This is a genomic window from Mycobacterium sp. PTI7, from assembly GCF_056679845.1.
Genome location: NZ_CM155252.1, coordinates 950,857 through 970,736 on the forward strand (window position 1 = coordinate 950,857; position 19,880 = coordinate 970,736).

19 protein-coding genes are annotated in these 19,880 nt (G+C 70.7%); 11 read left to right on the plus strand and 8 right to left on the minus strand.

Features of this window, described 5'->3' with window-relative positions:
* Positions 1 to 3: 3 nt before the first annotated feature.
* Positions 4 to 825, minus strand: coding sequence for a mycofactocin-coupled SDR family oxidoreductase (locus AC1MEY_RS04620; protein ID WP_480229548.1), 822 nt, complete (start codon positions 823 to 825; stop codon positions 4 to 6).
* Positions 826 to 987: 162 nt separating this feature from the next.
* Here AC1MEY_RS04620 and AC1MEY_RS04625 point away from each other — a divergent pair, with 162 nt between their 5' ends.
* Both AC1MEY_RS04625 and AC1MEY_RS04630 read left to right on the plus strand, forming a co-directional pair.
* The gene (locus AC1MEY_RS04625; RefSeq protein WP_480229549.1) at positions 988 to 2,163 is read left to right on the plus strand and encodes a thiolase family protein; all 1,176 of its coding nucleotides are present in this window, start codon (positions 988 to 990) and stop codon (positions 2,161 to 2,163) included.
* A gap of 74 nt (positions 2,164 to 2,237) precedes the next feature.
* Entirely contained in the window at positions 2,238 to 2,999 is a 762-nt protein-coding gene (locus AC1MEY_RS04630; protein ID WP_480229550.1) for a crotonase/enoyl-CoA hydratase family protein, read from the plus strand.
* Positions 3,000 to 3,076: 77 nt separating this feature from the next.
* Here the strand turns inward: AC1MEY_RS04630 and AC1MEY_RS04635 are convergent, their stop codons facing one another.
* Positions 3,077 to 3,634 carry a GAF domain-containing protein gene (locus tag AC1MEY_RS04635; protein WP_480229551.1) on the minus strand — a complete coding sequence of 186 codons (558 nt, stop codon included), beginning with the start codon at positions 3,632 to 3,634 and terminating at the stop codon, positions 3,077 to 3,079.
* A 94-nt stretch (positions 3,635 to 3,728) separates the two neighbouring features.
* Positions 3,729 to 4,346, minus strand: a complete 618-nt coding sequence (locus tag AC1MEY_RS04640) for a TetR/AcrR family transcriptional regulator (protein WP_480229552.1) — start codon at positions 4,344 to 4,346, stop codon at positions 3,729 to 3,731.
* 85 nt (positions 4,347 to 4,431) lie between these two features.
* On the opposite strand from AC1MEY_RS04640, the gene AC1MEY_RS04645 reads away from it, so the two are divergent.
* From AC1MEY_RS04645 to AC1MEY_RS04665, 5 genes are all read left to right on the plus strand, one after another.
* The gene (locus AC1MEY_RS04645) at positions 4,432 to 4,806 is read left to right on the plus strand and encodes a nuclear transport factor 2 family protein (RefSeq protein WP_480229553.1); all 375 of its coding nucleotides are present in this window, start codon (positions 4,432 to 4,434) and stop codon (positions 4,804 to 4,806) included.
* On the plus strand, positions 4,770 to 5,843 hold the full coding sequence (locus AC1MEY_RS04650) for a TIGR03857 family LLM class F420-dependent oxidoreductase (protein WP_480231296.1): 1,074 nt from the start codon (positions 4,770 to 4,772) through the stop codon (positions 5,841 to 5,843). Before AC1MEY_RS04645 ends, AC1MEY_RS04650 begins: the two co-directional genes overlap by 37 nt.
* Positions 5,844 to 5,984: 141 nt before the next feature.
* On the plus strand, positions 5,985 to 6,524 hold the full coding sequence (locus AC1MEY_RS04655; protein WP_480231297.1) for a hypothetical protein: 540 nt from the start codon (positions 5,985 to 5,987) through the stop codon (positions 6,522 to 6,524).
* Between the two features lies 1 nt (position 6,525).
* Positions 6,526 to 7,692 (plus strand): glutathionylspermidine synthase family protein, encoded by a 1,167-nt coding sequence (locus AC1MEY_RS04660; RefSeq protein WP_480229554.1) that lies wholly within the window; start codon positions 6,526 to 6,528, stop codon positions 7,690 to 7,692.
* 22 nt (positions 7,693 to 7,714) lie between these two features.
* On the plus strand, positions 7,715 to 8,164 hold the full coding sequence (locus AC1MEY_RS04665; protein WP_480229555.1) for a DUF350 domain-containing protein: 450 nt from the start codon (positions 7,715 to 7,717) through the stop codon (positions 8,162 to 8,164).
* A 4-nt stretch (positions 8,165 to 8,168) separates the two neighbouring features.
* Here AC1MEY_RS04665 and AC1MEY_RS04670 read toward each other — a convergent pair whose 3' ends face one another.
* From AC1MEY_RS04670 to AC1MEY_RS04685, 4 genes are all read right to left on the minus strand, one after another.
* Positions 8,169 to 8,306 carry a CstA-like transporter-associated (seleno)protein gene (locus tag AC1MEY_RS04670; protein ID WP_480229556.1) on the minus strand — a complete coding sequence of 46 codons (138 nt, stop codon included), beginning with the start codon at positions 8,304 to 8,306 and terminating at the stop codon, positions 8,169 to 8,171.
* A gap of 20 nt (positions 8,307 to 8,326) precedes the next feature.
* A complete protein-coding gene (locus tag AC1MEY_RS04675) occupies positions 8,327 to 10,645 on the minus strand; it encodes a carbon starvation CstA family protein (protein ID WP_480229557.1) in 2,319 nt (772 codons plus the stop codon).
* A 67-nt stretch (positions 10,646 to 10,712) separates the two neighbouring features.
* Positions 10,713 to 12,242, minus strand: coding sequence for an ATP-dependent DNA ligase (locus tag AC1MEY_RS04680; protein WP_480229558.1), 1,530 nt, complete (start codon positions 12,240 to 12,242; stop codon positions 10,713 to 10,715).
* 44 nt (positions 12,243 to 12,286) lie between these two features.
* A complete protein-coding gene (locus AC1MEY_RS04685; protein WP_480229559.1) occupies positions 12,287 to 13,876 on the minus strand; it encodes a molybdopterin-dependent oxidoreductase in 1,590 nt (529 codons plus the stop codon).
* Positions 13,877 to 13,978: 102 nt separating this feature from the next.
* Here AC1MEY_RS04685 and AC1MEY_RS04690 point away from each other — a divergent pair, with 102 nt between their 5' ends.
* The 4 genes from AC1MEY_RS04690 (at position 13,979) to AC1MEY_RS04705 (ending at position 18,898) form a co-directional block, all read left to right on the plus strand.
* A complete protein-coding gene (locus tag AC1MEY_RS04690) occupies positions 13,979 to 14,746 on the plus strand; it encodes an SDR family NAD(P)-dependent oxidoreductase (RefSeq protein WP_480229560.1) in 768 nt (255 codons plus the stop codon).
* 102 nt (positions 14,747 to 14,848) lie between these two features.
* Entirely contained in the window at positions 14,849 to 16,585 is a 1,737-nt protein-coding gene (gene poxB / locus AC1MEY_RS04695; RefSeq protein ID WP_480229561.1) for a ubiquinone-dependent pyruvate dehydrogenase, read from the plus strand.
* Between the two features lie 64 nt (positions 16,586 to 16,649).
* The gene (locus AC1MEY_RS04700; protein ID WP_480229562.1) at positions 16,650 to 17,843 is read left to right on the plus strand and encodes an acyl-CoA dehydrogenase family protein; all 1,194 of its coding nucleotides are present in this window, start codon (positions 16,650 to 16,652) and stop codon (positions 17,841 to 17,843) included.
* The gene (locus tag AC1MEY_RS04705; protein ID WP_480229563.1) at positions 17,843 to 18,898 is read left to right on the plus strand and encodes a phosphotransferase family protein; all 1,056 of its coding nucleotides are present in this window, start codon (positions 17,843 to 17,845) and stop codon (positions 18,896 to 18,898) included. The genes AC1MEY_RS04700 and AC1MEY_RS04705 overlap by 1 nt, the downstream gene beginning before the upstream one ends.
* Positions 18,899 to 18,902: 4 nt before the next feature.
* Here the strand turns inward: AC1MEY_RS04705 and AC1MEY_RS04710 are convergent, their stop codons facing one another.
* Positions 18,903 to 19,655, minus strand: a complete 753-nt coding sequence (locus tag AC1MEY_RS04710) for a sulfite exporter TauE/SafE family protein (RefSeq protein ID WP_480229564.1) — start codon at positions 19,653 to 19,655, stop codon at positions 18,903 to 18,905.
* Positions 19,656 to 19,880: the final 225 nt, after the last annotated feature.

Below are 19,880 nucleotides of genomic sequence, written 5' to 3' on the forward strand. Positions count from 1 at the left end.
CGGTCAGTACTGCGTCGAGCCGCCGTCGACCGCGATCGCCGCGGCGGTGACGAACGTCGACTCGTCGCTCGCGAGCCACAGCACCGCGTCGGCGATCTCCCGGGGCCCGCAGATGCCCTCCGGGAGGAACCCGGACAGCATGCCCCCGAGTTGCGGATGCGACTCCATGGTCCGGCCGATCTCGACCACCATGTCGCCCGAGCCCATGTCGGTCGCGACGGGGCCGGGATGCACGCTGTTGACCCGGATGCCGTGCCTGCCGAGTTCGGCGGCGAAACCACGTGCCATGCCCGTGACGGCGTGCTTGCTGGTGGTGTAGTGAATCATGAACGGCTGCATCTTGAGTCCGGCCGCGGAGCTGATCAGGATCACCGATCCACCACGTCCGCCGTCGACGATGTGCCGGGCGCCCGCCATCACGGCGTTCCACGTTCCGGTGACGTTGACGTCGAGGACGTCCTTGAACGACTCGGGGGTGATCTCGTCCCACGTCTGCGGGACGGCGATGCCCGCGTTCGCGACGATCACGTCGAGTCGCCCGAGTTCGGCGACCCCGTCCGCGACCGTCGCCGACAGCAGGTCGTGGTCACGCGTGTCGACCACCGAGGCGAGGATGCGCCTGCCGGTCTTCTCGACCAGGCGCACGGTCTCGTCGAGGTCGTCGCGGGTCGCGGGGTCGTACCGCACGCTCGGGGGCAGCGGGCCGGCGAGGTCGACGGCGATCACGTCGGCGCCCTCCTCGGCCATGCGCACCGCGTGCGCGCGGCCCTGACCGCGTGCCGCACCCGTAATGAATGCGACCCTGTCCTCGAGACGACGGCTCATGACTTCCTCCCGGCCGCCGGGACGAGACGGCCACCTGCCTTCGTACACGAACGCAGCGGTGGACGCGGCCGCGCCCACTTGACGACGGCGCAACAGTTTCTGCTAGTTTTGTAACGTCTAGACGCCGCAGCGTCTCACCCTGTCGAAGCGAGGTCCGAAGACATGTCCACACCCGTCATCGTCGGTGCCGTCCGGACCGCCATCGGCCGGTCCTTCAAGGGCACGCTGGTCAACACTCCTCCGGAGACCCTGATCACCGCGATCCTGCCCGAGATCGTCCGCCGCTCGGGCATCGACCCCGCCGACATCGACGACCTGATCTTCGCCGAATCGCACTACGGCGGCGGGGATCTCGCCCGCTACGCCGCCACCGCCACCGGCCTGGAGCACGTGCCCGGCCAGTCGGTGAACCGGCACTGCGCCGGCAGCCTCACCGCGATCGGCAATGCCGCCGCGCAGATCGGCTCCGGCATGGAGCGGGCCCTGATCGCCGGCGGCGTCCAGTCGCTGTCGATGACTCCGCTGGTGAACTGGCGGATCCCCGGCCCGGAGTTGAAGTTCGAGGAGCGCTGGATGCCCCCGACGCACGTCGAGACCCCGGATGCGCCGGCCAAGGACATGTCGATCACCGTCGGCTGGAACACCGCGCAGGCCGCGGGCATCTCCCGCGAGGACATGGACGCGTGGGCCGCGCGGTCGCACCAGCGCGCCGTCGCCGCCCAGGACGCCGGGAAGTTCGACGAGGAGATCCTGCCGCTGAAGATCACCCAGTTCGACGGGTCGATCACCGAGTTCGCGGTCGACGAGCACCCGCGCCGTGACACCACCGTGGAGAAGCTCGCCGGCCTGAAGGTGCTGCACCCCGAGATCGAGGGCTTCTCCATCACCGCCGGCAACGCCAGCGGCACCAACGACGCCTGCGCCGCGGTCGCGCTGACCGAGCGGGACTACGCCACGGGTGCGAACCTCGACGTGCTCGCGACGGTCAGGGCGTGGGCGTCGGTCGGCGTGGCGCCCCGCGACACCGGTCTGGGCGGCGTCCGGGTCATCGGCAAGGTGCTCGAGCGCGCCGGCCTGTCGGCGTCCGACGTGACGCTGTGGGAGATCAACGAGGCCTTCGCCTCGGTGCCGATCGCCGCGTGCAAGGAGTACGGCCTCGACGAGGAGCGGGTCAATTACTCGGGTAGCGGCTGCAGCCTCGGACACCCGATCGCGGCCTCCGGTGCGCGCATGGTGACCACGCTGGTCCACGAGCTGCGCCGGCGCGGCGGTGGCATCGGCGTCGCCGCGATGTGCGCGGGCGGCGGCCAGGGCGGCGCCGTCGTCATTGAGGTGTAGCGGTAACCCACGTTCGCGGGAGAACCTGTAGTCGGGTGCCGTCCGGCACCATTTAGTCGGGCAAAGGGGCCAGCGTGTCAGAAGTAGTCCTCCGCGAGCGTCAGGGTCGCACCCTCGTCATCACCATCAACCGGCCGCAGGCCCGCAACGCCTTCAATCTGGCGGTGGCGCAGGGCCTCGCCGATGCGGTCGACGAACTCGACGACACCCCCGAACTGTCCGTCGCGATCGTCACCGGAGCGGGCGGCAACTTCTGCGCGGGCATGGACCTCAAGGCGTTCATGGCCGGCGAGGTGCCCGCCATCCCGGGCCGCGGCATCGGGTTCACCGAGCGTCCGCCGCGCAAGCCGCTGATCGCCGCCGTCGAGGGCTACGCACTGGCCGGCGGAACCGAGATCGTGCTGGCCACCGACCTGGTGGTCGCCGCGCGGGACGCGAAGTTCGGCATCCCCGAGGTCAAGCGCGGGCTGGTCGCCGCGGGCGGCGGACTGCTGCGGCTGCCGCACCGGATCCCGTACCAGAAGGCGCTCGAACTCGCGCTGACCGGCGACAGCTTCACCGCCGAGGAGGCCTCGCAGTGGGGCTTCGTCAACGTGCTCACCGAGTCCGGTGGCGCGCTCGACGGGGCGTTGGCACTGGCCGAACGCATCACCGCCAACGGTCCGCTCGCGGTCGCGGTCACCAAGGAGATCATCGCGAAGTCGGCGGGCTGGAGCGAGGACGAGATGTGGGCGAAGCAGAACGAACTGGTGATGCCCGTGTTCTCGTCGAAGGACGCGATGGAGGGTGCGACGGCGTTCGCCGAGAAGCGCAAGCCCAACTGGACGGGCTCCTGATGCGCACCTTCGCATAGGACCCCAGCCGCGGGTATCCAGCCGGTCTGGTCGAGACGACGCGAGACTGCGGCGCCCGCTCACCCAGCGGCGCGTGACGCGGCGAACGCCGCGCTGCGGATGTCCTGGATCTCGTCGACGAGCGCTGCGGCGCGAAGGGCGTACGCACGCAACGCCTCCTCGTCGGCGACCGAGAACGCACCGGGCCGTCCGGAGTGCAGTGTGATGACGCCCAGCAGCCGATCGTCGGTGCACATCGCGCCGCTGAGGATGGAACGCGCGCCGAGGTCGCTCGCCGCCGCCATCCAGTCGGGGACCGCCGGCCCGCCGTCCGCGTGCTGGGCGCGGATGGTCGTGCGGCCGTCCCACGCCGACCGGCAGGGATTCTCGGCGAAGTGGTCGTAGAGCGCGTTGAGGCGCTCGGCCACCGGGTCCGTGCCCACCGAGGTGATGCGTCGACCGCCCCGGGTGAGCAGGATGACCCCGCAGCCGTCCCCGGCCCGCCGGACGGCGCGTTCGGCGACGAGTCGCAAGGCTCCGTCGACGCCCGCGAGGGCGAGGTCCCGGGCCTCGGGTAGTGCGGGTCCTGGCTGCGCGAGCGCAGGCCGTCCGACCAGCGCGACGACGTTTCGGGTCACGACTCTCCCTCCTCCGACGGATCGACGTGCGCGACGCGTCGGCAGGGGACCGGTACCCGGCGCCCCGGGGCGCAAACGCCGGGCCCTGGCCGGCTCAGCGGCGCGCGCCGTAGTCGCGAATGACGCGGTCACGCAGGTCTTTCAGGTCCGCGTCGAGGCGATGCTCGCCGTCGGACAGGATCCACCGGTAGACGATGCCGAGGCCCGCGGTGCCGACGTCGACCGCGGCCGCCGCCACGTCGACGTCGGCGCGCACCGAGCCGTCGACGATTCCGGCCCGCAGTCCCGCCTCGACGGTCTCCGTGCCGCCCGACAACCACGCCTGCATCCGGCGCCGGAGCGGCGACCCGACGGGCACCGACTCGAAGGCCAGGACGAACACCGCGCGGGTGAACACCGGGTCCGCGTCGTACAGCGCCACGATCCGGTCCAGGTGGCCGAGTGCGACGGTCAAACCGTCGGCATCGGGGCCTGGGGTGACGTCCGATCGCGCGTCGTAGGCGTCGCGGAACAGGGTGTCGAGGATGGCGTCCTTGCCGCCGTACCGCGCGTGCACCATCGTGCGGCTGTAGCCCGCCCTACGCCCGATCTCCGCGGCGGTCGTTGCCTCCCAGCCCTTCTCGACGATCAACGCCGCGGCGGCCTCGACCAGTCTGCGTGCCGACAGCTCGACGCGCTGGGGTTGGGTCAGCCCGCGGGCGGGGGAGGGCACCCTTGCATATTAGACGCTCGACAATTAACTTGACGGGCATCGACGTCGACCATGCTCCGACCGGCCACGCGCCACCGGTGTCCCCGTGACGCGGTCGGCGCGCGAGGTGGTGGAGGCCTACAACCTGGTGGTGTGGAACCGGCGCGAGTTCGCACTCGCCGAGGAGCTGCTGGGCGAGCACGTGATCCGCCACGGCGTCGGCGAGTCGCACACGTTGACGCACGACGAGGCGGTGGCGCGGATCGTCGACCACTGGGCGATGTTCGCGTCGATCCGGTTCGACCTCCGGCTGGTGGTGGCCGGTGACGACGGCGAGCACGTGGCGATCGTCTATCAATCGCCGATGACGTTGACGGACGGGACGGAGACCACCATCGGCAGCATGGAGGTGTTCCGCGTCGTCGACGGCCGGATCACCGAGGTCTGGAACTGTGGCTACCAGCAGGGAGTGTGGGCGTGAGGGTGTTGGACGAGCTGGGCTACTACCTGCTGGCGGGCGCAGGCGGTGAGGGCCCGGCCGCGTTGATGGACGAGGCCCGCCGCGGCGAGGAACTCGGCTTCGGCACCGGGTTCATCTCCGAGCGGTGGAACGTCAAGGAGGCGTCGTCGCTGACGGGCGCGGCGCTCGCCGTCACCTCCACCATGCGGATCGCCACGGCCGCAACGAATCACAACACGCGGCACCCGCTGATCACGGGGTCCTACGCCACCACGATGCACCGGCTCTCCGGCGGCCGCTTCACCCTCGGCATCGGGCGGGGGATCGCGGCGATGTACGACGCGTTCGGGGTGCCCGCCGTGACCACCGCGCAGATGGAGGACTTCGCGCGCGTCATGCGCAGGCTGTGGCACGGCGAGGTGATCATCGGTCACGACGGCCCCCTGGGCACGTACCCGGTGCTGTTCCTCGATCGCGACTTCGACGAGGACATCCGGCTCGCCATCGTCGCGTTCGGGCCGCAGACCCTCGCCCTCGGCGGCAGGGAGTTCGACGACGTCATCCTGCACACCTACTTCACCCCCGAGACGCTGCGGCGCGCCGTCAGGACCGTCAAGGACGCCGCCGAGCAGGCCGGCCGCGACCCGGCGAGCGTGCGCGTGTGGTCGTGCTTCGCGACCGTCGGCGACCACCTGCCCGAGGAACTGCGATTGAAGAAGACCGTCGCCCGGCTCGCGACCTATCTGCAGGGGTACGGCGACCTGCTGGTCAAGACCAACGGCTGGGATCCGGCGGTGCTCCAGAGGTTCCGCGAGGATCCCGTCGTCACCTCGATCCCCGGCGGCATCGACCACAAGGCCGGGCCCGAGCAGATCGAGCACATCGCGACGTTGATCCCCGACGAGTGGCTCGAGCCGTCCGCGACCGGGTCGGCACGGCAGTGCGTCGAGCGGATGCGCCAGGAGTTCGACCACGGCGCCGACGCAGTGATCATGCACGGCGCGACGCCCGACGAACTGGAGCCCATCGTGGCGGAGTACCGCGCGACCGACGTGTGAGCCCCGCCCGCCGAACGGCCTTCTCTATGCTGGCGGATGAGTCTGATTGGGGAGGGCATCGTGCGCGACGACGGGACGAGCGATTCCGGCGAAGGACCGGAGGGTACGGAGCCGGCTCCGGAGAAGCACAGCGCCGGATCGATCCGCTGGCAGGACGCCGCCACCACCCGCCCGAGGCCTCCGACGCTCGCCGAGGCACGTCAGCGCGACAAGGCGCAGAAGGCCCGGGAGGACGCCGCGGCGTTCGCGGAGTATCAGGAGCGCAGGCAGCAGGCGCGTTCGGCGTCGCGGCGCAAGGTGATGATGGGGTCGGTCGCCGCGATCGGCCTGGTCGGCGTCGTCGCCCTGGGTTACCACGTGCTGAACGACGACGACGAGGTCTCCGCGACGTGCGTGCGGGACGGCACCAACGAGGTCGTCCCCGAGCAGTACTGCTCGTCCGGGACCAGCGGGGGCGGCGGCGGGCTGTTCATCTTCGCCGGCTCGCCCTACCGGTACTACTACGGCGGCAACAACGGCGGCATCGGCTCCACCGCGCGGGGCGGCACCCTGGAACTGCCCAAGGGGACCAGCGGACGGACGTCGGCCGGACAGTCGATCACCCGCGGCGGTGGCGCCGACTCCGGGTCCGTCACGCGCGGCGGCTTCGGGTCGAGCAGCGCGGGCGGGTCGGGCAGCTGACGTGAGGCGCGAACGCCACGCCCCGCGCGCCGACTGGCAGCGCATCGTCGGGGAGCAGGGCATGTGCTACGGCACGCCCGCCCGCGACTCCACCGGCGCCGAGCGGCCCTACTGGGACGAGTCGGTGCACTACGTCTTCGACATGGACGAGGTGCTCGCCATCGAGGCGTCGGTCGAGGTGCTGCACTCGATGTGCCTCGACGCGGTCGAGCACGTCGTCCTGACCGAGCGGTACCGCGACTTCGGGCTCCCCGAGTGGTCGTGGGAGCACATCGAGAAGTCCTGGCGCCGACGGGATCCGCACCTCTACGGCCGCTTCGACCTCCGCTACGACGGGCGCCGCCCGCCGGTCCTGCTGGAGTACAACGCCGACACCCCGACCTCGCTGCTCGAGGCCGCGATCCTGCAGTGGCACTGGAAGACCGCGGTGTTCCCCGAGGACGACCAGTGGAACTCGCTGCACGAGAAGCTCGTCGAGCGCTGGGCGGAGATCCGCGACCTGCTGCCCGGTGCCGAGACGCACTTCACGTGGTCGTCGGCCGACCCCACCGGCGAGGACAACGTCACGCTCGCCTACATCCAGGAGTGCGCGGCCGAGGCCGGACTCAGCACCGTCGGCCTCGCGATCGAGGACATCGGCTTCGACCGCGACCTGAACCGGTTCGTCGACCTCGAGGAGGCGCCCATCGCCTCCATCTTCAAGCTGTACCCCTGGGAGTGGCTCATCGACGACGACTTCGGCCGTCGCGCAGTCGAATCGCTGCCGCAGACCATGTGGGTGGAGCCGATGTGGAAGACGCTGCTCAGCAACAAGGCCATCCTGGCCGTGCTCTGGGAGATGCACCCCGGACACCCGAACCTGCTGCCCGCCTACGTAGACGACCCGCACGAGCTGGTGGACTACGTGCGCAAGCCGAAGCTCGGCCGGGAGGGTGCGAACGTCACCATCGTGGCCGACGGGCACGAGACCCAGACCGGCGGCGTGTACGGCGAGGAGGGGTTCGTCTACCAACTCTTCGATCCGCTCCCGCAGTTCGACGACATGCGCCCCGCACTCGGGGCCTGGATCGTGGGCGACGAGTCCGCGGGCCTGGGCATCCGGGAGACCTCCGGGCTCGTCACCGACGACGGCGCCGCCTTCGTTCCGCACCGCATCCCGCTGTCCTGACCGAGAGGAACCCACTCACCCCATGACCATCGTCGCGCTCGGAGAAGACTACTGGTCCGTCCTCGGTCACGGCGTGGCCGCGATCGCGCTGTACGCCATCGTCGGTCTCGCGCTCATCGTGCTCGGCTTCTTCGTGCTCGACTGGACGACACCGGGTCCGCTGCGAACGCTCGTCCAGGCGCGGCGTCCCAACGCCGCCGCGATCGCCGCGTCGGGGTTGGTGTCGCTGTCGTTCGTCGTGGTGATGGCGATCTTCACCTCGTCGGGCGACCTGCTCGACGGGCTGATCAAGACGCTGTTGTTCGGCGTGCTGGGCATCGTGGCGCAGGCGATCTCGGTGCGCATCATCGAGCTGGTCACCGGGATCGACATCGGTGCGGTGCTGGCCGCCGAGCGCTACACCCCGGAGGTACTCGTGGTCATGGGCGCGCACGTCGGCATGGGCCTCATCACCGCCGCGGCGATTCTCTGAGAGGTCAGCAGCAGCGGGTCTGCGGGTTGGCCTCCGTGGTCGCATGGCGCATCCGCCAGTACTCACGCTCGGTGAGCACCGGCTCGCCCGGGTGCGCGCGACCGCGGAACTCGACGTAGCGACGGTAGTGGTCGTCGCCCATCAGTGATGCGGAGTACCGACTCAATGCGCTGACGTACGAACCGATCTGGCCTGCGAGTCCGGTAATGCGTCCCATTGCTTCTGCACCTCCTTCTCGGCTGCGGTGGTCAGGAGACCCGACGGCGCGTAGATCCGCGACGGCACGGGTTCGTCCTCGGAGAGCGGCCGGGCGGTGCCGCGGATCGCGCGCAGCGCGACGATGACGCCGGCGGTGAACACGATGGCGACCAGGACCGCGAACAGGATCGACAGGGTGCCCTGGATGAACGTGTTGCGGATGACGGCGTCGAGCTGACCGGCGTCCTTGGCCGCGCCGAACGCCGTCTTGCCCGCGTCCTTGGCGTCGCGGTACTGGAAGTGCTGCGTCCAGTACCCGACCTTGGGGTCGCCGGAGAAGATCTTCTGCCACGACGCCGTCATCGTGACGATCAGATCCCAGGCGAGCGGAATGCCTGGGATCCACGCCCACTTGAGCAGGCCGCGTTTGATGATCACGACGGTCACCACGGTCAGGGCGATCGCGGCGAGCAACTGGTTGGCGATGCCGAACAGCGGGAAGAGCGTGTTGATGCCGCCGAGGGGATCGGTGACGCCCATCAGCAGGATGCTGCCCCACGCGGCGACCACGATGATGCTGCAGATCCAGGCGCCCACACGCCAACTCGGGTTCTGCAGCTTCTTGAAGGGGCCGCCGAGGTTGGCCAGGCCGTCGGACAGCATGAATCGCGCGACCCGGGTGCCCGCGTCGACGGTCGTCAGGATGAACAGCGCCTCGAACATGATCGCGAAGTGGTACCAGAACGCCTTGAGGCCCTCGCCGCCGAACACCTGGTGCAGCACCTCGGACATGCCGAATGCCAGCGTGGGGGCGCCGCCGGTGCGCGAGACGATCGACTCCTCACCGACGCTCGCAGCGGCGGCGTCGATCTCCGCGCCGGTGATCGGCGGACCGGACAGGCCGAGGCCGTTGACGTACGCGGCCGCGGTCTCACCCGTCGTCCCCGTGGAGGCAGCGGGCGCGTTCATCGTGAAGTACAGGTGCTGGTTGAGGATCGCCGCGGTGATGAGCGCCATGATCGCCACGAACGACTCGGTGAGCATGCCGCCGTAGCCGATCAGGCGCATCTGGCTCTCCTTCTCCAGCAGCTTGGGCGTGGTGCCCGAGGAGATGAGGGAGTGGAAGCCCGACAGGGCGCCGCAGGCGATCGTGATGAACAGGAACGGGAACAGCGAGCCGGCGAACACCGGGCCGGTGCCGCTCGACGCGAACGACGAGACCGCCGGTGCCTCCATGATGGGGCGGGCCAGCAGGATGCCGACGGCGAGCAGCGCGATGGTGCCGACCTTCATGAACGTCGACAGGTAGTCGCGCGGGGCCAGCAGCAGCCACACCGGCAGCACCGACGCGGCCAGGCCGTAGGCGATGATGCACCACGACAGCGTGACCTTGGAGAGCGTGAACCAGTCGACGCCCCAGGCGGTCTCGGCGACCCAGCCGCCGGACACCACGGCGAGCAGCAGCAGCACGACGCCGATCAGGGACACCTCGGACACCCGGCCGGGCCGCAAAAATCTGAGGTAGAGGCCCATGAAGAGTGCGATCGGGATGGTCATCGAGATGGAGAAGACGCCCCACGGGCTCTCGGCGAGCGCGTTGACCACGACCAGCGCGAGCACGGCGAGCAGGATGACCATGATGACGAGCACGCCGACGATCGCGGCGACGCCGCCGACGGTGCCCAGTTCGTCGCGCGCCATCTGGCCGAGTGAGCGGCCGCGGCGGCGCACCGAGATGGACAGCACCAGGTAGTCCTGCACGCAGCCGGCGACGAGGGCGCCGACGATGATCCAGATCGTGCCGGGCAGGTAGCCCATCTGCATCGCAAGCACGGGTCCCACCAGCGGTCCCGCGCCGGCGATGGCGGCGAAGTGGTGACCGAACAGCACCCGCCGGTCGGTGGGCATGTAGTCGGTGCCGTTCTCGAACACCTCTGCGGGCGTGGCGTTCTCGTCCTTCGGCTGGACGATCTTGGTCTCGATCAACCGGGCGTAGAAGCGGTAGCCGATCACGTAGGTGCAGATGGCCGCGATCACGAACCAGACCGCGTTGACCGTCTCACCGCGGAAGAACGCGATCATGGCCCAGGCGACGGCGCCCAGGACGGCGATGACGCCGAAGATCACCTTGTGCTTGGTGGTGATGGGGGACCGGTCGACGACCGCGACCGGCGGCAGGACCGGGTCGGTGCGGACGTAGGTGATGTCGCCGACGGTCTCCTCGGTGCGCTCGGATGCCGGCGCCGGTGGTGTCGGGGGAGGTGCGGATGGAGATGAAGCCATGGTCCGATCCTGTCATCGTGGCGGGGGCGATTGGTGAGAACGCCCCCCTTTGGTGCGGCGGCTGAGGTCAGCGCTCGTAGAGGGCGCGCACCGTCGCGACGGTGTCGGCCTCGTCCGGGCGCTTGTCGTCGCGGTAGCGGACCACGCGGGCGAATCGCAGTGCCATTCCGGCGGGGTAGCGGGTGGACCCCTGCACCCCGTCGAGGGCGATCTCGACCACCTGCTCGGGCCGGACCGCGACGACGTACCCGTCGGTGGGTCCGTCGGCCAGGCCGAGGAACCGCTCGGTCTGCCAGGCCAGCATCTCGTCGGTCATACCCTTGAACGTCTTGCCCAGCATCACGAATTGACCGGTCTGCTCGTCGCGCGCGCCGAGGTGGATGTTGGAGAGCTTGCCCGTGCGGCGGCCCGAGCCCCACTCGACGGCCAGCACCACCAGGTCGAGCGTGTGCACGGGCTTCACCTTGAGCCATCCCGCGCCACGTCGGCCCGCCTCGTACGGCGACGTCGGCGCCTTCGCCATCACGCCCTCGTGGCCGGCGTCGAGGGTGGCCGCGAGGAAGTCGGCGGCGGCGTCGGCATCGGTGGTGGCCAGCCGGTCGACGCGCTGGGTCGCCGGGACGATTGAGTCCAGTACGGCCAGCCGCTCGGTGACGGGCGCGTCGAGCAGGTCGGTGCCGTCGACGTGCAGGACGTCGAAGAAGAACACCGACAGCGGTTGCGCCGCGGCGTCCCGGGTGCCGCGTGACCCGAACCGCGACGCCGTCACCTGGAACCGGTCGGGTCTGCCGTCGGGCCGCAGGGCGATGGCCTCGCCGTCGGCGATCAGGGTGCGTACCGGTAGCGCGAGGGTCGCGGCGACGACCTCGGGCAGCCGGTCGGTGACGTCGTCGAGGGTGCGCGTGTAGATCGAGACCCGATCGCCGTCGCGGTGGATCTGCACGCGGGCGCCGTCGAGCTTGGCCTCGAACACCGCGGTGCCGCCGAGCTTCTCGAGCGCGGCCGCGACACCCGTGGCGGTCTGCGCCAGCATCGGGCCGACGGGCGTGCCGACGTGCAGGGTGAACCGCGACAGCGCGTCCGGACCCTCGGCGAGCAGGGCCGCGGCGACGGCCGCGAGGTCGCCGCTGAGCATCGCCGCGCGCCGCACGTCGACGGCCGGTGCGCCCGCCGCCTTCGCGACCGCATCCGCCATCACGCCGACGAGGGCGCCTTGGCGCAGCTCACCACCGAGCAGGCGGCGCAGGAAGGTCTGCTCGACGGCCGTCGCCGCCCCGAACACGCCCCGAACCAACTCGGCGCGCCGGGTCTGCGATCCCTTGCCGGAGACGCCGCCGATCTCGGTGAAGGTCGCGTCGACCCCGGTGACGGTCAGCGTCGGGTCGGTGGCCGGCGCCGGGAGCGAGCGCAACGCCGCCCAGCCGACGCCGATCTGGCGTTGCGGCAGGTCACCCGAGAGCCACGACACGACCACCGCGGCCCGCCGTGGGTCGCCGTCGGTCGCGGCGAGCAGGTCTGCGATGCGGGCGGTCTTGGCCAGCCTGCTCGACGTGGCGCCCACGTCGGCGGATGCGGTGGCGACGTCGACGAGCAGCACCGCTCCAGCCTGTCACGCGCCTGCGACATCGCCCGGGAGCAGGGTCAGGTGACCGTGAACGACACGTTGTGCCAGCCGGTGGCACCGTCGGGCAGGACGTCGGCGAGCTGGGACGTCTGGACGGCGCCGGTGTCGTCGGTGGCGCGCACCGAGATCAGGTGGCGGCCCGGCTGATCGGCCTGCCACGCGAAGCTCCACAGCCGCCAGGTGTCCTTGGAGTACGCCGCACCGAGTTCGGCCGGCTGCCACGGTCCCTCGCTGCCGTCCGGGCCGTCGATGCGCACCTCGACGGCCTTGACGCCGCGGCCCTGCGCCCACGCCACGCCTCCGAAGGTGACCGCGCCGCGGGGGACGTCCTGCCCGCTGCGGGGCACGTCGATGCGCGACTGCGTCTTGATCGGGCCGCGCGCACCCCAGCCGAGCCGGGTCCAGTACGCCTCGGCGCGGTCGAACCGGGTCAGCTCGAGGTCGACCACCCACTTGGTGGCGGACACGTAGCCGTACAGCCCGGGCACGACCAGCCGCGCGGGGTAGCCGTGCTCGGTGGGCAGCGGCTGGCCGTTCATGGTGATCGCGAGCAGCGAGTCGCGGTCGTCGGTCATGGCCTCGACGGGCGACCCGGCGGTGAAGCCGTCGATCGACCGCGACATCACCATGTCGGCGTCCGATCGCACCCCGGCCTTGGCCAGCAGGTCCCGCACCCGGTAGCCGGTCCAGGTGGCGTTCGAGATCAAGTCGCCGCCGACCGGGTTCGAGACGCAGGTGAGGGTGACGACCTTCTCGATCACCTCGAACTGCGCGAGGTCGTCGAAGCCGAACGTGACCACGTCGTCGACCATGCCGTGGATGCGCAGCTTCCATTCCTCGCGGCTGAGCTGCGGCACGGTCAGGGCGGTGTCGATCCGGTAGAAGTCGGCGGCCGGGGTGATGAAGGAGGGCAGCGCGACGCCCGCGGGCTGCACGCCCGGGGGCACCGGCGGTGCCATCGACAGCGGGGGAGGTGCGGCGAACGCATTGCGATCGGCCGCCACCGACGAGCGCATGCGCGCGAGCACCGCACCGGCGACGCCCGTCAGCGCGCCCGCGGTGAGGAACCCGAAGGTGATCAGCGACAGCCGCCGCCCCGGATCGGGCGCAGGGCCCGCGGCGGGGATGACGGTGCCCGCCGACCGCGGCGAGGGTGGCTTGGCGGGTGCGGGATCGGTGAACCGCCCCGACACCAGGAGCCGCAGCACGGCGATGCCGCACACGGCGCCCACCAGCGCGGGCACCACGTCCACCGGCGACGACCCCGCGCGCGACATGACCGCGACGGCCCCGGCGATGCCCGCCAGCCCGATCGCGATGCTGCAGAGCGGGATGCGACTGGTCTCGAAGCGTGCGGTGATGCCGGCGATCACCCCGATGACCAGCAGTACGGCGACGGTGAGCACCAATTTGTCGGCGGTGCCGAACAGCTGGATCGCCGATTCCTTGACCGGGCCCGGCGTCAGGTCGATGACTGCGGAGCCGACGGCGGTCCGCGCGTCGGCACCTGGGCCGATCGGCACGGCGACGAGTTGGGTGACGCCGAGCGCGACCGCCGCAGCGGCCACGCCCGTCATCGCACGGGGGCGGGAAGCCACATCGGCCATGCACGCCAACGTACCCACTGGGCGCGCGGAAAGCCTTACCGTAAGGTGACGCTCGCCAGGGGCGTTACAGTCTGGCCTCAATCTGACACGTTGGAGAGTCGCATGGAAATCTCGGGGAAGAAGGCGATCGTCGTCGGGGGCGCATCCGGGTTCGGAAAGGCGACCGCCGAGTCGCTGGCCGCACGCGGCGCCGACGTGGCGATCCTCGACCGTGGCCAGTCGAACGGCAAGGACGTCGCCGCGGCCATCGGGGCGAGCTTCCACGAGGTCGACGTCACCGACTTCGACGGAACCGAGAAGGTCCTCGCGGCCGCCGTCGAGGATCTCGGCGCCCTGCACGTGATCGTGACCACGGCCGGCGGCGGCATCGGCGAACGCACGATCACCAAGGAGGGCCCGCACAGCCTGGAGAGCTTCCGGTCCTGCATCGACCTCAACCTGATCGGCACCTTCAACATCAGCCGGCTCGCCGCCTGGCAGATGAGCACGCAGGAACCCGTCGACGACGAGGGCGAGGAGCGCGGCGTCATCATCAACACCGCCTCGATCGCGGCGTTCGAGGGTCAGATCGGGCAGGTCGCCTACACGGCGTCGAAGGCCGCGATCGCCGGCATGTGCCTGACCATGGCCCGCGACCTGGGCAGCCTGGGCATCCGCGTCACCGCCATCGCGCCGAGCCTGTTCGCCACCGGACTCACGCAGGGCATCCCCGACGAGTTCGCCAAGGCACTCACCAAGGACGCCGCCTTCCCCAAGCGTCTCGGCAAGCCGGAGGAGTACGCCAAGCTCGCGCTCGCCATCGTGGACAACCCCATGCTCAACGGCCAGTGCATCCGCCTCGATGCCGGCCAGCGCTTCGCCCCGAAGTAGTTCGACGAGCGGATCGCGCCGAAATCAGTAAGGTGACTCCGGCGCGCTGACCGGCGCGCGGCGCGCACGAATGCGCCGACGTCGCAGGGGAAGAGGCCGTCCATGGCAACCGTCGCCACCAGAGTCATCGAGGCGTTGGCGCGCAGCGGCGTGCGCCACGTCTACGGCCTGCCCGGCGACAGTCTGAACGGCTTCACCGACGCGATCCGCCGGTCCGACGACGTGTCCTGGGAGCACGTCCGGCACGAGGAGACCGCAGCGTTCGCCGCGGCGTCGGACGCCGCACTGACGGGCAAGCTGGCGGTGTGCGCGGGTAGTTGCGGGCCGGGCAACCTGCACCTGATCAACGGACTCTTCGACGCCCAGCGCAGCCGCGTGCCGGTCCTCGCGATCGCCGCGCACATCCCGCGCTCGGAAATCGGCTCGGGCTACTTCCAGGAGACCCACCCCCAGGACCTGTTCCGTGAGTGCAGCGTCTACTGCGAGCTGGTCAGCACGCCGGAGATGGCGCCGCGCATCCTCGAGATGGCGATGCGTGCCGCCGTCGAGGAGAACGGCGTGGCCGTCGTGGTGATCCCCGGCGAGGTGTTCCTGGCCCAGGCGGGCGAGTCCGGCTGGCTGCAGAACGCGATCGAGGCCACCCGCTCGGTGATCCGTCCCGACGACGAGTCGCTGCGCCGGGCCGCCGACATCCTCAACTCCGCGCAGCGCGTCACGATCCTCGGTGGCGCCGGGGTGGCCGGTGCGCATGACGCCCTGGTCGAACTGGCCGGCACGCTCAACGCGCCCGTCGTTCATGCGTTGCGCGGCAAGGAGTTCATCGAATACGACAACCCGCACGACGTCGGCATGACCGGGCTGCTCGGGTTCTCGTCGGGGTACAAGGCCATCAAGGAGTCCGACGCCCTGCTGATGCTCGGCACCGACTTCCCGTACCAGCAGTTCTTCCCCGACCACGCCCGCGTCATCCAGGTCGACGTCCGCGGCAGTCACCTCGGCAGGCGGACGCCGATCGACCTCGGCCTGGTGGGCACCGTCGCGGACACGATCGCCGCACTGCGGCCGCTGCTGGCCCAGAAGACCGGTCGCGAGCACCTCGACCGTTCGCTGCGCCACTACGCGAAGACCAGGGCGAGCCTCGACTCGCTCGCTGTCAACGACCGTGACAAGAGCCCGATCCGGCCCGAATACGTTGCGGGACTGGTCAATCAGTTGGCCACCGACGACGCGGTGTTCACCGTCGACGTCGGATCGCCCGTGGTGTGGGCGGCGCGCTACCTGCGGATGAACGGCCGCCGGCGGCTGGTCGGGTCGTTCAACCACGGCACGATGGCTTGTGCGCTGCCCCATGCGATCGGCGCCCAGACGGCCTACCCGCAGCGGCAGGTCGTCGCGCTGGCCGGTGACGGCGGTCTGGCGATGAGCTTCGGCGAACTCATCACGCTGATGCAGAACCGACTTCCCGTGAAGCTCATCGTGTTCAACAACTCGTCGCTCAACTTCGTCGAGCTGGAGATGAAGGCCGCGGGCATCGTGAACTTCGGCACCGACCTGGTGAACCCCGACTTCGCCGCCGTCGCCCGCGCGATGGGGCTGTTCGGGCGCCGGGTCGAGGAGCCGAAGGACCTCGAACAGGCGATCGCCGACGCGTTCGCCCACGACGGCCCCGCGGTGGTCGACGTCGTGACCGCTCGTCAGGAGCTGTCGATCCCGCCGGCGATCACCGTCGAGCAGGCGAAGGGTTTCTCGCTCTACGCCATTCGGACGATCCTCGCGGGACGCGGCGACGAGCTGCTCGACCTGGTCACCACCAACGTGGCGCGGCGGTTGCTGGACTGACGCGCGGCGGCGGGATGACGCGTTTTCCCGCGCGACGACCCCCGTCCCGGCGACCATGTCAGGCATGGTCACCGAAGCCCAGACCCTCGCCGAGCCCACCCCCGTCGTCGACCTGGCCCGCGGGATGCGGGACCTCGTGCGCGCCGAAGCCGCCGACTGCGAACGACTCCGCACGCTGACCCCGGCCGTCGTCGACGGGATGTGGTCGTCGGGGCTGATGTCGGCGTTCAATCCGGTGCCCGCGGGCGGCCGCGAGCCGGGCTTCGCCGAGATGATCGAGACCTGGATCGAAATGGCATGGCAGGACGGCTCGTTCGGCTGGGTCGGGATCGCCAACCTGCCGTCGTCGTTCGCGGCGGCGACCTACCTGCCCGACGCCGGCTTCGACGAGGTGTTCACCGCGCACGACAACCGCGTCACCATGGGCGGGCAGTTCTTCCCGAACGGGCAGGGCGTTGCGGTCGACGGCGGCTACCGCCTCACGGGGTCCTGGAGCTTCGGCTCCGGCACCGGTCACGCCGAGTACGTCGCGGCGGGTTTCATGCCGATGGACGACGGCGAGATCCGCCTCGCCGGAGACGGCATCCCCGACATGCGGATCGCCGTGCTCCCGCGCGACGAGATCGAGTTCAAGGACGGCTGGCACGTGCAGGGGCTCAAGGCCACCGGGTCCTACGACTACGCGGTCGACGACGTGTTCGTGCCCGAGCACCGGACGTTCGCGCTCTTCGAGCGCGCACCGCGACGCGGCACGTCGCCGGCCACCCGGATGGGGATGATGCCCGTGACCGCGGCGGGCCACGCATCCTGGGCGCTGGGCGTCGCCAAGGGCATGCTCGACGACGTCACCGAGCTGGCCGCCACCAAGTTCCGGATGAGCGACATGGCCTCGCTGGCCAGCCGTCCCACGTTCCAGAAGGGTCTGGCCCACCACGTCGCGGCCTGGCGCGCCGCGCGGCTGCTGGTGCTCGACGCGTTCACCACCGCCGAGGCCGCGGTGGCCGCGGGCGACGACCTCACCCCGACGCTGCGGGCCGACATGCGCGTCGCCGCGGTGTACGCCACCGACGTGTCGCGCGAGTGCGCGGAGTGGGCGCACCTGGTGGCCGGCACCAGTGCGATCCGCGAGGGCAGCCGGCTGGAGCGGGCGTTCCGCGACGTCTACACCGGCACGCAGCACGCCTTCATCAGCGAGAAGATCGCGATCGACGCGGCGCAGATCTGGCTCGGTGTGATCGACGACCAGTTCGGTCTGTGATGGCCGACGAACCGGCCGGGCTCGACGAGGACGCCCGCCGCGCGGTCGAGCGCTGGGCGCGCCGGACGGGGCTCGGCACCAGCGTGTCCGACGTCGCACCGCTGACCGGAGGCACCCAGAACATCGTGGTGCACCTGCGGATCGACGACAGGCCGATGGTGCTGCGCAGGCCGCCGCTGCACCCGCGGCCGACCAGTGACAAGACGATGCTGCGCGAGATCGCCGTGCTGCGCACGCTCGCCGGTTCGTCGGTGCCGCACCCCGAGTTCATCGCCGGCTGCGACGACCTCGACGTGCTCGGCGTCGTCTTCTACGTGATGGAGGAGGTCGACGGCTTCAACCCCGGCAACGAGGTGGCCCGGGCCTACGTCGACCACCCGACGATGCGACACGACGTGTGCCTGTCCTACGCGGCCGGCCTCGCCGAGCTGGGCAACGTGGCGTGGGAGGGGAGTCCGCTGGCGGAGCTGCGCCGGCCGGGATCGTTTCTGGCCCGCCAGGTCCCGCAGTTCCTCGGCCTACTCGAGAGCTACCGGCACGACGACTACGACCCCACGTCCCTGCCCGCCGTCGACGCCCTGGCCGGGTGGCTGCGCGACCACCAGCCCGACGATCGCCCGCCCGGCATCATGCACGGCGACGCCCACCTCAACAACGTCCTGCTGCGGCACGACCGGGCCGAACTCGCGGCCTTCGTCGACTGGGAGATGTGCACGGTCGGCGACCCCCTGCTCGACCTCGGCTGGATGCTGGTCTGCTGGCCGACCGAGCCCAACACCATCGACGCCGGCTCCGCACTCGCCAAGCTGGGCGGGCTGGCCACCCGTTCGGAGTTGGTGGACGCCTACGTCGCCGCCGGCGGACGCCGTCCGGACCGCCTCGACTGGTACGTCGCGCTGGCGTGCTTCAAGCTCGGCATCGTCATCGAGGGCACGTGGTCGCGGTTCCTCGCCGGCCGCGCGAGCCGGGACGCGGGGGAGCGGCTGCACGAGTCGGCAGCTCACCTGATCGACCTCGGTGCGCGGGTCGCGGCCGGCGACGAGCCGTTCGGCTGACCCGTCAGCGGTAGGCGTCGAGACCGAGTCGGACCGCCAGGGCGATGCCCGCCACCGCGATGACCATGCGCAGCGGGGTCGCCGGCGCCCGCCGCACGATGATCGGCCCGAGTCGGGCACCGACGAGGCAGCCGACGGCCATGGGGAGCATCGCCGCCCAGTGCACCGGCGCGAAGACGACGAACACCAGTGCCGCAACGCCGTTGGCCACCCCGAGGACGACGTTCTTCACCGCGTTGGCGTGGGCGAGCGACGCGCTGCCGGTGCGTAGGAACAGTGCCAGCAGCAGCACGCCCGCCGCCGCGCCGAAGAACCCGCCGTACACGCAGACGACGAACACCACGACGCCGATCAGCACGGCGTGCGGGGACCTCGCACCGGCGGCGCGGGCGCGGCGCGGCAGCGCGATGATCACCGACGACGCCACCAGCAGCACCGGGACGACCTTCTCGAAGCCCTCCGAGGGGATGGACAGCAGCAGCACCGCCCCGGCGAGGCCGCCGACCGCCGCCATCGGCAGCATCCGCAGCAGGACGGCCCGCTGTCCCACCAGCTCGGGCCGCGACCCCCACACCGAACCGACGCCGTTGAACACCAGCGCGACGGTGTTGGTCACGTTCGCCGCGACGGGCGGGAGACCCACCAGGAGCAGCGCGGGATAGGTGGCCACCGACGCGAGCCCGGCGATGCTGCCGGCGAGGCCGCCGACGACGCCCGCCGCGACGAGCAGCGCCACCTCCCACCACTGCAGCGTCATCGGCGATGAACCCTAGACCCCGCCGAAATCGGTTGCACCCGCGGCACGAGTGCGCCTACAGTCGCGAACGTGCCGAAGCGACTCGTAGTAGTCACCCGCAGCGGGGTCTGATCCAGACCGACCCCTCGCTGTGGGTCGCTTCACCGTCGGTCGCTTCCTCGTTCACAGAGAAGACCGGCACGTGCTCTCCACATCTGCGGCGTTCAGCGCCCACTCACCATCCAC

What these genes read in the sequence shown, in the direction of transcription:
- AC1MEY_RS04710 (WP_480229564.1), bottom strand. Translation starts at nt 19,655, where the DNA reads ATGACGCTGCAGTGGTGGGAGGTGGCGCTGCTCGTCGCGGCGGGCGTC.
- AC1MEY_RS04685 (WP_480229559.1), bottom strand. Translation starts at nt 13,876, where the DNA reads ATGGCCGATGTGGCTTCCCGCCCCCGTGCGATGACGGGCGTGGCCGCT.
- poxB (WP_480229561.1), top strand. Translation starts at nt 14,849, where the DNA reads ATGGCAACCGTCGCCACCAGAGTCATCGAGGCGTTGGCGCGCAGCGGC.
- AC1MEY_RS04675 (WP_480229557.1), bottom strand. Translation starts at nt 10,645, where the DNA reads ATGGCTTCATCTCCATCCGCACCTCCCCCGACACCACCGGCGCCGGCA.
- AC1MEY_RS04670 (WP_480229556.1), bottom strand. Translation starts at nt 8,306, where the DNA reads ATGGGCGACGACCACTACCGTCGCTACGTCGAGTTCCGCGGTCGCGCG.
- AC1MEY_RS04620 (WP_480229548.1), bottom strand. Translation starts at nt 825, where the DNA reads ATGAGCCGTCGTCTCGAGGACAGGGTCGCATTCATTACGGGTGCGGCA.
- AC1MEY_RS04665 (WP_480229555.1), top strand. Translation starts at nt 7,715, where the DNA reads ATGACCATCGTCGCGCTCGGAGAAGACTACTGGTCCGTCCTCGGTCAC.
- AC1MEY_RS04690 (WP_480229560.1), top strand. Translation starts at nt 13,979, where the DNA reads ATGGAAATCTCGGGGAAGAAGGCGATCGTCGTCGGGGGCGCATCCGGG.
- AC1MEY_RS04625 (WP_480229549.1), top strand. Translation starts at nt 988, where the DNA reads ATGTCCACACCCGTCATCGTCGGTGCCGTCCGGACCGCCATCGGCCGG.
- AC1MEY_RS04705 (WP_480229563.1), top strand. Translation starts at nt 17,843, where the DNA reads ATGGCCGACGAACCGGCCGGGCTCGACGAGGACGCCCGCCGCGCGGTC.
- AC1MEY_RS04700 (WP_480229562.1), top strand. Translation starts at nt 16,650, where the DNA reads ATGGTCACCGAAGCCCAGACCCTCGCCGAGCCCACCCCCGTCGTCGAC.